A 12,678-nucleotide genomic window follows, 5' to 3' on the forward strand; every position below is an offset into this window, starting at 1 on the left:
GGGGCAGCCGCCGCCCGCTTCGAGCCCGGGCCCCACGTTTGCACCGTCCACCCACCGTCGTGGAACGATCCACATTTCCCCGACGCACTGCAGTGGCAGCGGAAGCGCCGACTCACCGCAGCGGCAGCGGCTACGGCCTCGGCAGCCGCAGCGGCCCACCCCGCGCCGCACCCGTGCTGCCCCGCGCGACCAGATGCGGCGTCGACGCCGTCACGACCGCGCGGTCGCGTCGTCCGTCGAGGCGTTCCAGCAGCAGCCGGGCCGCCGTCTCGCCCATCAGCGCGCCCGCCTGATCGACGCTGGTGAGGCTCACCGGCGCCAGCGCGGCGACCGACGTGTTGTTGTACCCGGCGAGCGACAGGTCCTCGGGGATGCGCAGCCCCAGCTCAGCGGCGGCCCGGTAGACGCCGGTCGCGGCGACGTCCGCGCCGGCGAAGATCGCGGTGGGCGGCCGCGCGGAGGTGAGCAGTTCCCGCGCACCCCGGTAGCCGCCCTCGTCCGAGTAGCCGGAGTGCACGATCCGGGCCAGGTCCGCCAGTCCGTGCCGGGCCATCGCCGCCTGGTAGGCGGCGCGGACGTGGTGCTCGGGCCGCTGCTCCCACTGGGTGCCGCGCACCGTCGGATGCGACAGGTGGGCGATGTCCCGGTGGCCGAGTTCGACGAGGTGGTCGATGACCAGGTCGACGCCCGTGCCGTCCTGGTTGACCACGCAGTCGTACGCCGGCGACGGGTCGTGGTGGCCGATCACCACCGTCGGCACCTCGGCCGCGATGCGCACCACCTCCGCGCGCCGGACGGCGGGCGCGATCAGGATCAGGCCGTCCATGCGCCGGTCCACCATCGCGTGGATCAGCCGGGTCTGCTCCTCCTTCTCGGACTTCTCCGACGAGCCGCTGGAGCCGAGGAACAGCGCGTACTCGGTGTCCCGCAGCACCGCGTTCACGCCGTCCAGGAGATCGGCGTAGAACGCGTTGCGGATGCTCGCGAGGAGCACGCCGATCGTGTACGTACGACCCCGCATCCCCCGCGCGGCGGCGTGCGGGCGGTAGTCCAGCTCGGCCATCGCCGTCCGCACCCGCTCACGCATCGCCGGGCTCACCCCGTAGGAGTTGTTGAGCACTTTCGACACGGCCGAGGTGGACACGCCGGCGCTGCGCGCGACGTCGCCGATCGTGACTCGCTTCGAGCCGCCGCTTGATTGCACTGGGGTCCCCACCTCCGTCGTCACGCACCGCTCCGCCTCGGCGGCGTTTCGGAACGTTACTCGCAGAGTCCTTGACGATCCGGCCCCCCTCGCCTCAATCTTTGGGCGTTCCCCGTGTGGCACGTTTTACGAATGAGCCGCATGCGACCCCGTATTGAATCGATTCAATACGTACGGCGCCGCACCGCACCACACCGACCAGCACCACACCGACCAGCACCACACCGAACCGCAACGCACCGCACAGCCCCGCCCCTCACCCGCCCCTCAGCCATCCCCAGGAGAGCCGCCCATGCCCGGCATCACCCGCCGGTCCACCCTGCGCTCGGCCATAGCCGTGGCCCTCGCTCCCACCCTCGGCTCCCTCGTGCTGCCGGGGCTCGCGGCCACAGCGTCCGCCGCCGTCTCCTGGACCGCGAAGTGGATCTGGGCCCCGACCAGCTCCACCAACCAGTGGGTGGCCTTCCGCAGATCGTTCACCCTCGCCGCGACGCCGACGAGGGCGGTCACCCGGATCGCGGCGGACTCGAAGTACTGGCTGCGGGTCAACGGCACCCTGGTGGTCTTCGAGGGCGGGCTCAAGCGCGGCCCCAACCGCACGGACACCTACTACGACGAGATCGACCTCGCCCCGTACCTGAAGAGCGGCGGCAACACGGTGGCGCTGCTGGTCTGGTACTTCGGCAAGCAGGGCTTCTCGCACAACAGCAGCGGCAAGGGCGGGCTGCTGTTCCAGTCGGAGATCGAGGTCGGCGCGAACACCACCCGGCTGGTCAGCGACACCAGTTGGAAGCACCGGGTTCATCCTGGTTACTCGCACGACACCAGCGGTACGCAGGTCAACTTCCGGTTGCCCGAGTCCAATGTGCACTACGACGCCCGCGCCGCCGCCGTCATGTCGGGCTGGCGCTCGCCCGGCTTCGACGACGGCGCATGGACCGCGCCGACCGACTTCGGCGCCGCGGGCGCCGCGCCCTGGAACGGTCTCGTCGAGCGCCCGATCCCACAGTTCCGCTACTCCGGTCTGAGGGCGTACGCCAACGCCTCGTCGCTGCCGACCTCGGGGCGCGGGTCCACCCCGATCTCGGCCACGCTGCCGTCGAACATCCAGGTGACCCCGTTCCTGAAGGTCGACGCACCGGCCGGGGCCGTGATCGGCATCCAGACCGACCACTACGACGACGGCGCGGGACTCACCGGGATCGAGCCCGGGACGCAGTACAACATGCGCGCCACCTACGTCTGCGCCGGCGGTGTGCAGGAGTTCGAGTCGCTGGGGTGGATGAGCGGGACGGCGGTGCGGTACACGATCCCCGCCGACGTGACGATCCTGGAGCTGAAGTACCGGGAGTCGGGCTACGACACCGACTTCGCGGGGTCGTTCAGCAGCAGCGACGCCTTCCTGGACACTTTGTGGACCAAGGCGGCCCGCACGATGTACGTCAACATGCGCGACAACTACATGGACTGTCCCACGCGTGAGCGCGCCCAGTGGTGGGGGGATGTGGTCAACCAGCTCAAGGAGGGCTTCTACACCTTCGACACCCGGTCCCACGCCCTCGGCAAGAAGGCCATCGCCCAGCTCGCCGCCTGGCAGAAGTCCGGCGGTCAGCTCTACTCGCCGGTCCCCACGACGATCTGGACCGCCGAACTGCCCGTCCAGATGCTGGCGTCGGTGTGGTCCTTCTGGACGTACTACCTCTACACCGGCGACGAGAGCGCCGTCACCGTCGCCTACCCGGCGGTCAAGAAGTACCTCGACCTGTGGACCCTGGACGGCGACGGCCTGGTCAACCACCGGGCGGGCGACTGGGACTGGGAGGACTGGGGCTCCAACATCGACGCCCGCGTCCTCGACAACTGCTGGTACTACCTGGCTCTGGACACCGCCGCCAAGCTCGCCGACCTCAGCGGCAACACCGGCGACGTGGCGGGCTGGAAGTCCCGGCGCGACAGCGTCAAGGCCAACTTCGACCGCGTCCTGTGGAACGCGTCGAGGAACGAGTACCGGTCACCCGGCTACACCGGTGACACCGACGACCGTGGCAACGGACTCGCCGTCGTCGCCGGTCTGGCCCCCGCCTCCCGGTACAAGGCCGTCACCGAGGTGCTGCGCACGCACCTCAACGCCAGCCCCTACATGGAGTTCTACGTCCTCGAAGCGCTCTACCTCATGGGCGCGGCCACGGTCGCCGAGGAGCGGATGCGCAACCGCTTCGCCGCCCAGGTCACCGACCCCGCCTGCCACACGCTGTGGGAGCTGTGGGACAAGGCGGCCGGCACCGACAACCACGCCTGGAACGGCGGCCCCCTGTACGCCCTGTCCGCCTACGCCGCCGGCGTCCGCCCCACCGCACCCGGCTGGAGCACGTACGAGGTCGTCCCGCAGACCGGCACCCTCACGAAGATCGACACCGTCGTGCCCACGGGCAAGGGTGACATCCGCTTCGGGATCACCCGCGACGGCACCAGGGCGACGCTCACCCTCACGTCTCCGAGCGGCACGACCGCCCGGGTGGGTGTGCCCACGTACGGCGGCGCGCAGCCCGTCGTCAAGGCGGGCGACACCACGGTCTTCACCAACGGCTCCTCCACCGGGAGCGTCGGTGGCCTGGCCTACGACGGCAAGGACGCCTCGTACGTCTACTTCCTGCTCCAGCCGGGCGCGTGGACGTTCACGGTCACCGGAGCGGGCCGGCTCGACAACCTCGCGCTCGCCAGGCCCGTCACCAGCAACAACAGCCTGGAGAACGGTGAATGGGGCCGGAACCGGCTCACCGACGGCAAGCTCACCGGCGTCACCGGCGCCCGGGGCTACACCAGCAACGACTTCCCCTCCGCCGACGTCGGCGCCGACCCCGTCTGGGTCGAGGTCGACCTCGGCGCCGACACCGACCTCGACGCCGTACGCCTCTTCCCCCGCACCGACACCCCGGCAGCCGGCGGCGGCACGGCCGGATTCCCGGTCGACTTCACCCTCCAGACCCGGCCCGACGGATCGAGCACCTACACCACCGTCCGCGCCGTCACCGGGCAGGCCAACCCCGACGGCCGCGTCCAGACGTACGGCTTCAGGACCACGACCGCCCGGTACGTGCGGCTGCGGGCCACGCGGCTCGGCACGCCCGCCACGGACGAGTCCGCCAAGTACCGCCTCCAGCTCGCCGAACTCACCGTGCCCACCGCAGCGACCACCGTCACCGGCAACTGCACGCTGGAGAACGGCGACTGGGGCAAGACCCGGATCCTGGACGGCACCCTCACCAGCGCGACCGGCGCCAAGGGCTTCACCAGCATCGACTTCGCCTCCGCCGACGTCAGTGACACGCCCGTGTGGATCGAGGTCGACCTCGGCGCCGACCGGGCCATCGGCACCGTCACCCTCCACCCGCGCACGGACACCGCCGGTGCGGGCGGCGGCACGGCGGGCTTCCCGGTCGACTTCACGATCCAGACCCGCCTCGACGGCGCCACCTCCTACACCACCGCCCGCACCGTCACCGGCGAACCGAACCCGAACGGAGCCGCCCGGACCTACACCCTCACCTCCGCCACCGGCCGATACCTCCGGCTGAAGGTCACCAGGCTCGGCAGGCCCGCCACCGACGAGTCCGCCAAGTACCGCCTGCAGCTCGCGGAGATCCGCGTCGCCTGACGGATCCGCCCCCTGCCCCGAAGGACTCGAAGGGCTCCCCACGAGAACGTCGCGTACATCGCGAACGTTGCGTACGTCTCGTGCGGGAGCCCTTCGCCGTGGTCGACTCCCGTTCCGGAGAACCTTGTTCGTCGCGGTGTGAACCGTTCGGGGCGTCCCGTCCGATGAGGGGGTGTGAGCGAATTGAAACGGGGGAGTCCGGGCGACGCCGAGCTGATGCGGGCGGTCGCGGACGGGGACCGCCGCGCCTTCGAGGAGTTGTACCGCCGGTACGCCCCCTGGCTCGTGCTACGGCTGCGCGGGCGGTGCGCCGATCCGGTGCTGGTCGACGACGTCGTCCAGGAGACGTTCCTCGACGTGTGGCGGGGAGCCGCCCGCTACCACCGGGAAGGCGACGTGGCCGGCTGGCTGTGGCGCATCGGATCGCGGCGCCTGGTGGACGCGCTGCGGGGCGACGGGGCCCGGGGCCGACTGCGTCAGGTGCTCGCCCGGCTGCGGCAGCGCGACGAGGCGTCGGCCGAGGAACACGTGCTGTCCCGGGTGCAGCACGGCGACCTGGCCGGCTCGCTGGCCGGGCTCTCGCCGGAACTGCGGGCTGTCCTCCAGGCCACGGTGATCGACGGCCTGACGACACGTGAGGCGGCGGTCCTGCTCGGCATTCCCCCGGGCACGGTCAAGACCCGGGCCATGCGCGCCCGGAAGCAACTGCGGGAGGGCCTGACATGAGCTGGCACGCCGACGACGGGGACCTGCGCGAGTACGCCCACGGAGCCCTGGCGGCCCCCCGACTGTGGTCCGTCGAGACCCATCTCGCCGCCTGCGCCGACTGCCGGGCCGCGCTCGCGGCCCATGTCCCGACCGCCGAGACCGACGCGGGCTGGGCCCGGCTGGACGCCGCCCTGGACGCACCGAGGCCCGGACCCGTCGAGTCGCTCCTGATCCGGCTGGGGGTGGCCGACCACACCGCGCGGCTGCTCGCCGCGACCCCGGTGCTGCGCCGCTCCTGGCTCGGCGCCGTGGTGCTCACACTGCTGCTCGCGGTCGGTGTGGGCGTGGCCGCGTCACCGCTGATGCTCCTGACCACCGCCCCGCTGCTGCCGCTGGCGGGGGTGGCGGTCTCCTTCGGGCCGCGGCTCGACCCGACGTACGAGATGGCCGTGGTCGCGCCGACGCACACCTTCCGGCTGCTGATGGTGCGGACGGTCGCGGTGCTGGCGACGACGACGGCGCTGAGCGCGCTGGCGAGTCTGGCCCTGCCGTCGTTCGGCCTGGCGGCGCTCGGCTGGCTGCTGCCGGCGCTCGCGCTGACGTCGACGGGCGTGGCGTTGACGGCCCGGCTGGGGCCCGTCCTCGCTCCCGTCCTCGTCGGCACCGGCTGGACCGCCCTGGTGGTGCTGAGCCGCCTGCTGGAGTCCGGGACGCCGCTGCCCTTCACCGCGAAGGGTCAGGGCGCGGCGGCGGCCGTCGCGGTGCTGGCGTCGGTGCTGCTGGTGGCGGCCCGGGACCGCTTCGACAGCGGCCGCGCCCTCGGCCGGTCCCTCTGACCTTCTCGATCCCCCAGATTCACAGCCAGGAGGCTGTCATGACACCACCCACGGTCTCGGCCGCCGGGCTGACCCTGAGCCATCGCGGTACGAGAGCGGTGGACGACGTCACGCTGCGACTCACCGAGGGCGTGACGGGACTGCTCGGACCGAACGGCGCGGGCAAGACGACGCTGCTGCGGATCCTGGCGACGGCGACACCCCCGGACCACGGCGCCTTCACCGTCCTCGGGCACGATCCGAGCACCGTCCGCGGCCGGCAGGACACGCGGAGGAACCTGGGCTATCTCCCGCAGAACCCGGGCTTCCACCCCGACTTCACCGCCTTCGAGTTCATCGACTACTTGGCGATCCTCAAGGAACTGACCGACCGGCGCGCCCGGCACGCCGAGGCCCGTCGGGTCCTCGACGCGGTCGGTCTCGCGGACGAGCGCGGCAAGCGGATACGGCGGCTCTCCGGCGGCATGCGACAGCGCGTCGCCCTCGCGGCGGCCCTGGTCGGCGACCCCGGCTTCCTGGTCCTGGACGAACCCACGGTCGGGCTGGACCCCGAACAGCGCATGCGGTTCCGGGAGTTGATCGCCGAAGCCGGCGAGGGCCGGACGGTACTGCTGTCGACGCACCAGACCGAGGACGTGGCGATGCTCTGCCACCGGGTGGTGGTGATGGACAAGGGACGCGTCCGGTTCGACGGCACGGCCGCCGGCCTGACGGCGGTGGCGGACGGCCGGGTGTGGCACAGCGGGGAACGGCAGCCCGGCGCCCGAGCCGGATGGCGCACCGGGACGGGCGAGTTCCGCAACGTCGGCGACCCGCCCGCGGGCGCCCGGCTGGTCGAACCGACGCTGGAGGACGGCTATCTGCTCGCTCTCGGCGGCGACCCGGTGGCGGAGGTGGCGGCATGACGGCCGCGACCGGGAGCCGTACGGCCGAGCCGCAGCCGAAGCCGCGACCGGAGCCGCATCCGGTACGGGTTCGGAGCGAGCGGAGGGCCATGCTCGCGCTCGCCCGGGCGGAAGCGCGGCGTCTGCTGCTTCACCCCCTCGTGCTGATCGCCCTGGTGGTGTACCTGGCACTCGTGCTGTGGCCCGGCGGTGAGCCGGAGGACGACTATCCGGTCCTCCAGGACATCGACCGCGAGACCCAGGTGGGACAACTGCTGCTGGGCCTGGCGGTGATGGTCGCCGTGAACCTGGCGGTGCTCCGTTCCCACCGGCGGGGCACGGACGCGTCCTTCACCGTGCTGGTCCTGCCGCCGTGGCGGCGCACGGTCGCGCATGTGCTCTCCGCGCTGCCGACGGTCCTGGTGGGGGCGCTGATCGTGGCCGGACAGTTCACCGCCGAGGCGCTGAAGCCCGGGGCGGTCGGCCGCGGTTCGGTGGCGGAACTGCTGACCGGTCCGCTGCTGATCCTCCTGCCCGCCACCCTCGGAGTGTTGCTCGCCCGGGTCGCGCGGTCGGCGTTCGTCGCACCGCTGGCCGTGATCGCCTTCGTGGCGGTGTCCATGGTCTTCGTCGCCGACTCGCGCAGTCCGGCCTGGCTGCGGGGCATGACCCCCGTGCTGTTCGACGAGGGGGCCAGGCCGCTGCCGTCCGACCTGCTGGGCAGGCCCGCGGCGGCGCACGCGCTGTACCTGCTGGCGCTCGCGGTGCTGGTGGCGGCCGGCGCGGTGCTGCTGAGCGGCGGCCGGACGCGCGCGGTACGGGCGACCGCCCTGGGCGCGCTCGGCGTCGTCGTGGCGGCCGTCGTCCTCCAGAGCACGGCGCCCTCGGACGCGGTGCGCCAGGCCCGGGAGGTGGCGACACGCGACCCGGCGAAACTGCAGGACTGCGAGCGGCGGGGGACCACGACGTACTGCGCCTTCCCCGAGTTCACTCCCTGGACCGACGAGTGGGCCAGGGTCACGGACCGGGTGCGGACGCTGGCCGGTGAACCGGACGCGTCCCGGGCGCTGACCGTACGGCAGAAGGTCGCGGCCCTCGACGGTCCGTCGGGCACCGCGGAGCCGCCGCCCGCCGCGCCCGGTGAGCTGACCGCGACCACGGCGTGGGGCGGTGAACGGGAACTGGAGTTCGCGGCGAGTGTCGCCCGGGGCCTCGTCGTCGGGCACGAGCGCTACGAGGGGGTCTACTGCGATGCGCGGGGCGTGCTGATGGTGTGGCTCGCGGTCCGCGCCACCCGGGACGGCGAGGCCATGTTCGACAAGTCCGGCGACGCCTACAACAGCCCCGGCGTGATCCAGGCCCCGGCCACCGCCGTGGCCCTGCGGAGCCGTGAACTCGCCGTCGTCCAGGCGCTGTTGGCTCGGCCCGGGGGAGAGGTGGAGCGCAAGGTGAAGGCGTCCTGGGCGGAGCTGTCCGCCGCCGGTACGACCACCGACCGCGCGGCGGCCCTGCTGGGTGTCACCGCTCCGGCCGAGACCGCCGACGACCGGGAGTACCAGTGCGCGTGACGGGAGTGTCGGTACGTGTGCCGGGACCGTCGGGTCGCCGGGGACGGCGGCCTCCGTTGGGCGCGGTGGGCGCGGCGCTGGTGCGGCCCACGGCGCGGTCGCTGCCGTGGACGACGATGGCCGCCGGTTGGGCCCTCGGGCTGGCCCTCGCCGCCGTACCGGCGCTGTTCTTCGGGGACCTCCCGGCGGAGGTGCTGGTCACCGTGGTGCGGGCGGCGGCGCTGTGCGGGGCGGTGGGGACGGCCTTCGTCCTGGACGACCCGGCCCGGCACACCACCGGTGTCCCGCCCGTGCCGCGTCCGCTGCGCCAGGCGCTGCGTGCGGCCGTCGTGGCGCCGGCGGTCGTGGTGTGGTGGGTGGCGGTGCTGGCCGTCGTACGGGCCGGTGCCGACCCCGCGCGGCGGGCCGCGCTGCCCTCGGGCGCGATGACCGTCGAGGCCGGCGCACTCTGCGCGCTGGCGCTCGCCCTGGCCGCCGTGACGGTGCGGTTCAGCCAGGTGCGCGTACCGGGGCCCGCCGTGGCCGGCGCCGTACTGGCGCTCCCGATCACGGCCGGGGTTCTGCTCCCGCCCCGCTTCGCGCTCTTCGTGGCCCCGGTCGACCCCCACTGGGACGACGCCCATGTGCGGTGGGCCGCCGTGTTCGTCACGGCGCTCGTCGCCTGGCTGCTGTGCGCGCCGGAGCCGCGCCGCCGACGGCGGGGTCCGCGTCGGCGCGGGCCGGGCCCGGGCGGCGGTGCTCAGGCCACGGCGTAGTGCCCGAGGGCCGGTTCCAGGAGTGCGAAGGCATCGGCGGCTTCGTCCGCGACGACCGCGGCGATCTCGTCGTTCGTGCGGCCGGCGAGCGTCAGCTCCTGGATGCGGCGGAACAGGACGCGGTGAACCGCCGCGAGGAGGGCCGCGGCGGTGTGCGCGGTGATGTCCTCGGGGGCGGAGCCGGTGGCCTCGGCGAGGGCGGCGGCGAGCGCCTCCTCACGTCGGTCGTGCAGGGAGCGCAGGCAGACCGAGAGGGTCGGGCTGTCGTGGATCATCCGGGAGAAGTCCGGGCCGGCGAAGCCGATGACCGGGTCCTGGGCGGCGACGCCGGCCGCGAAGGTACGGCGCAGCGCCCCGAGGGCGGACTCGCCGGCGGGGCGGGCGGCCACGGCCTCGGCCAGGCCCGCGACGAAGGCGTCCTGATGGTCGAGGGCCATGTCCTCCTTGCGCGGGAAGTAGTTGGTCACGGTCTTCTTGGCGACGCGGGCGGCGGTGGCGATCTCCGCGATGGTCGTCTCCTCGAAGCCCTGTGCCATGAAGAGCCGAGTGGCGTGGTCGGAGATCAGCTGCCGGGTCTCGCGCTTCTTGGACTCGCGCAGTCCTGTGCTCTCGATGCTCATGGAGAAATCTTACCCCGGTAGTAAAAATATGTTGACGCCATTCATGCGTCTCATGTAATTTTACGTTCGACGTAAGATTCTCGGCATCGCCCACTCGAAAGGAACCGCGTGCACATCACCGCCTCCACCGTCTCCCTCACCGTCGACGACGTGGCCGCGTCCCGCTCCTTCTTCACGACCCACCTCGGCTACGAGGAGCGCATGGCGGCTGACGGCTTCTCCTCGCTGGGCCGTCCCGACGCCGCGGCCGACATCGTCCTCCTGCGCCGCGGCACGGAGGTCCTGCCGACCGAGCAGCGCGATCGGCACGCCGGCGGGCTCATCCTCGCGTTCACCCTCGACTCGGGCATCGCCCGCGAAGAGGACAGGCTCCGGGCCGCGGGCGTCGACATCACCCTGCCGCTGCGTGAGGAGCCGTGGGGCGAACGCCTCTTCCAGATCACCGACCCCAACGGTGTGATCGTCCAGTTCGTGGAATGGGCCGCCCCCACGACGTGACCCCGGCCCCCGTCTCCCCTCACGACGACCACTCCACGAAGGGCCCCATGCGCGAGCTCGTGTACTACATCGCCTCAAGCCTCGACGGCTTCATCGCCGGACCGGACGGCGCGGACCCCACCGGCCCCGACGGCTTCTGGCCGGTCGCACCGGACTACGTCCGGCACCTGGCCACCACGTACCCCGAGACCCTGCCCGCCGGGGCCCGCGAGGCACTGGGCGTCACGGCCGAGGGCACCCACTTCGACACCGTCCTCGAAGGCCGCAAGAGCTACGAGATCGGCCTGGCGGCCGGAGTCCCGGACGCCTATCCGCACCTGCGTCACCTCGTCTTCTCGCGGACGCTCACCGAGGCGCCCGCCCCGGCGGTGGAACTCGTCGCCGACGACCCGGTGGCGCGGGTCCGTGAGCTCAAGCGGGAGGACGGCAAGGACATCTGGCTGCTCGGCGGAGCCCGACTGGCGGGCGCCCTCTACCCGGAGATCGACCGGCTGATCGTCAAGCTCAGCCCCCTCACCCTCGGCGCCGGCATACCGCTGTTCTCCCGCGGCGGGGCCTTCGACCCCCGCCTGTGGCAGCTCACCGACCACACCGCGCTGGAGAGCGGCGTTCTCTTCCTCACCTACCACCGCGCCCCCGATTCCGGGGCGCGGGCATGAACGCCGTGCCGCGTGGTCGAGGCCGCTCGACGGAACGGGGGCACGACGTGCATCCGACGGAAGCCGTACTCGTCGACGGGTCGGCCGACGCGCACCGTCGGCGGGACCGCCCAACGTCGGTCCGTCGGCGGGATCGCCCAACGTCGGTCCGTCGGCGGGGCCGCCCAACGCCGGTAGGCACATCTCCTGACGCCGCGTTCACCCGGCCGCGGCGGCGCGGGTGCGGACACCGGCGGGACGGGAGACCCTGGCCTCGGCCGACGGCCCGCACCTGCCCGCCCGCGCCGAGGCCCCGAGGAGAACGACCATGACCGGACCGGCCGACGAACCCGCGCACCAGGTACGCGGGATCACCCTGGACGCGGCGGGGCTGCCGCTCTCCGCGCTGGTCAGCGAGCCGCCCAGCGGCTCCCCGCGCGCCGTCGTGGTCGCGGTGCACGGCGGCGGCATGAACGCGGGCTACTTCGACTGCCGGGCCCACCCCCAGCAGTCGCTGCTCACGCTGGGGGCGAGCCTCGGCCACACCGTCCTGGCCGTGGACCGGCCCGGCTACCGGCACTCCGCCGCCCGGCTCCCCGAGGGGCAGGGGCTCGCGGACCAGGCCGTGTCGCTGCGCGCGGCGCTGCGCGACTTCGCCGCCCACCACGACACGGGAGCCGGACTGTTCCTGCTCGCCCACTCCTACGGCGGCAAGGTGGCCCTCACCACGGCCGCCGACCCCGGCCTGCCGCGCCTGCTCGGGATCGACATCTCCGGCTGCGGCCATCTGTACGCCGTCGAGCCGCACGAGCTGCCCACCGCTTCCGATCGCGGCCGCCTGCGCAGGAGTTGGGGGCCGCTGAGCCTCTACCCCTCGGGCACTTTCCGGGAGAGCGGTTCGATCGTCGAGCCCGTGCCCGCCCTGGAACGGGCCGAGCTGGCCCGCTGGCCGCTGCTCTTCCGCTCCACCGCGCCCCGCGTCCGCGTGCCGGTACGGCTGACCTTCGCCGAGCACGAGGCCTGGTGGCGCCATGACGACGAGGCGCTCACCGATCTCGCCGCGCACTTCACGGCCGCCCCGCGGGTGTGCGTCGAGCGTCAACCGGGGGCCGGACACAACATCAGCCTCGGACGGGCCGCCCGCGCCTACCATCTGCGGGCACTCGCGTTCCTCGAGGACTGCCTGGTGGCCGGCGAGACGGCCCCCTCACCCCGACCCGTTCAGCCCCGGCCGTCCACCGTGGCCTCCTGACGCGATCCGCACTGTTCGTATTCACACTCATGAACATTGCCCATGTGGGTGTACTTCACC

The 12,678-nt window shown here is 72.8% G+C and carries 11 protein-coding genes; 9 read left to right on the plus strand and 2 right to left on the minus strand.

The features are described 5' to 3' along the window. Positions 1–130: 130 nt before the first annotated feature. Positions 131–1,228: a LacI family DNA-binding transcriptional regulator gene (locus tag L3078_RS42200; protein ID WP_338059551.1), complete on the minus strand. Its 1,098-nt coding sequence runs from the start codon at positions 1,226–1,228 to the stop codon at positions 131–133. Positions 1,229–1,496: 268 nt separating this feature from the next. On the opposite strand from L3078_RS42200, the gene L3078_RS42205 reads away from it, so the two are divergent. From L3078_RS42205 to L3078_RS42230, 6 genes are all read left to right on the plus strand, one after another. Then, complete coding sequence (locus L3078_RS42205; RefSeq protein ID WP_239759586.1) at positions 1,497–4,859, plus strand: alpha-L-rhamnosidase-related protein; 3,363 nt, start codon at positions 1,497–1,499, stop codon at positions 4,857–4,859. Between the two features lie 216 nt (positions 4,860–5,075). After that, entirely contained in the window at positions 5,076–5,585 is a 510-nt protein-coding gene (locus tag L3078_RS42210) for an RNA polymerase sigma factor (RefSeq protein ID WP_239760714.1), read from the plus strand. Then, positions 5,582–6,403 (plus strand): cupin domain-containing protein, encoded by an 822-nt coding sequence (locus L3078_RS42215; protein ID WP_239759587.1) that lies wholly within the window; start codon positions 5,582–5,584, stop codon positions 6,401–6,403. Before L3078_RS42210 ends, L3078_RS42215 begins: the two co-directional genes overlap by 4 nt. 38 nt (positions 6,404–6,441) lie before the next feature. Further along, entirely contained in the window at positions 6,442–7,308 is an 867-nt protein-coding gene (locus L3078_RS42220; RefSeq protein ID WP_239759588.1) for an ABC transporter ATP-binding protein, read from the plus strand. Beyond that, positions 7,305–8,855, plus strand: coding sequence for an ABC transporter permease (locus L3078_RS42225; RefSeq protein ID WP_239759589.1), 1,551 nt, complete (start codon positions 7,305–7,307; stop codon positions 8,853–8,855). Before L3078_RS42220 ends, L3078_RS42225 begins: the two co-directional genes overlap by 4 nt. A gap of 65 nt (positions 8,856–8,920) precedes the next feature. Next, positions 8,921–9,610, plus strand: coding sequence for an ABC transporter (locus L3078_RS42230; RefSeq protein ID WP_239759590.1), 690 nt, complete (start codon positions 8,921–8,923; stop codon positions 9,608–9,610). On the opposite strand, the gene L3078_RS42235 is transcribed toward L3078_RS42230, so the two are convergent. Next, the gene (locus L3078_RS42235) at positions 9,595–10,230 is read right to left on the minus strand and encodes a TetR/AcrR family transcriptional regulator (protein WP_239759591.1); all 636 of its coding nucleotides are present in this window, start codon (positions 10,228–10,230) and stop codon (positions 9,595–9,597) included. The two genes, L3078_RS42230 and L3078_RS42235, sit on opposite strands and share 16 nt — an antisense overlap. A 108-nt stretch (positions 10,231–10,338) precedes the next feature. Here L3078_RS42235 and L3078_RS42240 point away from each other — a divergent pair, with 108 nt between their 5' ends. The 3 genes from L3078_RS42240 to L3078_RS42250 all read left to right on the plus strand — a co-directional run bounded on the left by L3078_RS42240 (position 10,339) and on the right by L3078_RS42250 (position 12,618). Next, the gene (locus tag L3078_RS42240; protein WP_239759592.1) at positions 10,339–10,728 is read left to right on the plus strand and encodes a VOC family protein; all 390 of its coding nucleotides are present in this window, start codon (positions 10,339–10,341) and stop codon (positions 10,726–10,728) included. 47 nt (positions 10,729–10,775) lie between these two features. Beyond that, a complete protein-coding gene (locus L3078_RS42245) occupies positions 10,776–11,387 on the plus strand; it encodes a dihydrofolate reductase family protein (RefSeq protein WP_239759593.1) in 612 nt (203 codons plus the stop codon). A 307-nt stretch (positions 11,388–11,694) separates the two neighbouring features. Further along, positions 11,695–12,618: an alpha/beta hydrolase gene (locus tag L3078_RS42250; protein ID WP_239759594.1), complete on the plus strand. Its 924-nt coding sequence runs from the start codon at positions 11,695–11,697 to the stop codon at positions 12,616–12,618. Positions 12,619–12,678: the final 60 nt, after the last annotated feature.

It is taken from the genome of Streptomyces deccanensis (assembly GCF_022385335.1).
Taxonomy (GTDB): Bacteria; Actinomycetota; Actinomycetes; order Streptomycetales; family Streptomycetaceae; genus Streptomyces; species Streptomyces deccanensis.

What these genes read in the sequence shown, in the direction of transcription:
- L3078_RS42205 (WP_239759586.1), top strand. Translation starts at nt 1,497, where the DNA reads ATGCCCGGCATCACCCGCCGGTCCACCCTGCGCTCGGCCATAGCCGTG.
- L3078_RS42210 (WP_239760714.1), top strand. Translation starts at nt 5,076, where the DNA reads ATGCGGGCGGTCGCGGACGGGGACCGCCGCGCCTTCGAGGAGTTGTAC.
- L3078_RS42215 (WP_239759587.1), top strand. Translation starts at nt 5,582, where the DNA reads ATGAGCTGGCACGCCGACGACGGGGACCTGCGCGAGTACGCCCACGGA.
- L3078_RS42220 (WP_239759588.1), top strand. Translation starts at nt 6,442, where the DNA reads ATGACACCACCCACGGTCTCGGCCGCCGGGCTGACCCTGAGCCATCGC.
- L3078_RS42225 (WP_239759589.1), top strand. Translation starts at nt 7,305, where the DNA reads ATGACGGCCGCGACCGGGAGCCGTACGGCCGAGCCGCAGCCGAAGCCG.
- L3078_RS42235 (WP_239759591.1), bottom strand. Translation starts at nt 10,230, where the DNA reads ATGAGCATCGAGAGCACAGGACTGCGCGAGTCCAAGAAGCGCGAGACC.
- L3078_RS42245 (WP_239759593.1), top strand. Translation starts at nt 10,776, where the DNA reads ATGCGCGAGCTCGTGTACTACATCGCCTCAAGCCTCGACGGCTTCATC.
- L3078_RS42250 (WP_239759594.1), top strand. Translation starts at nt 11,695, where the DNA reads ATGACCGGACCGGCCGACGAACCCGCGCACCAGGTACGCGGGATCACC.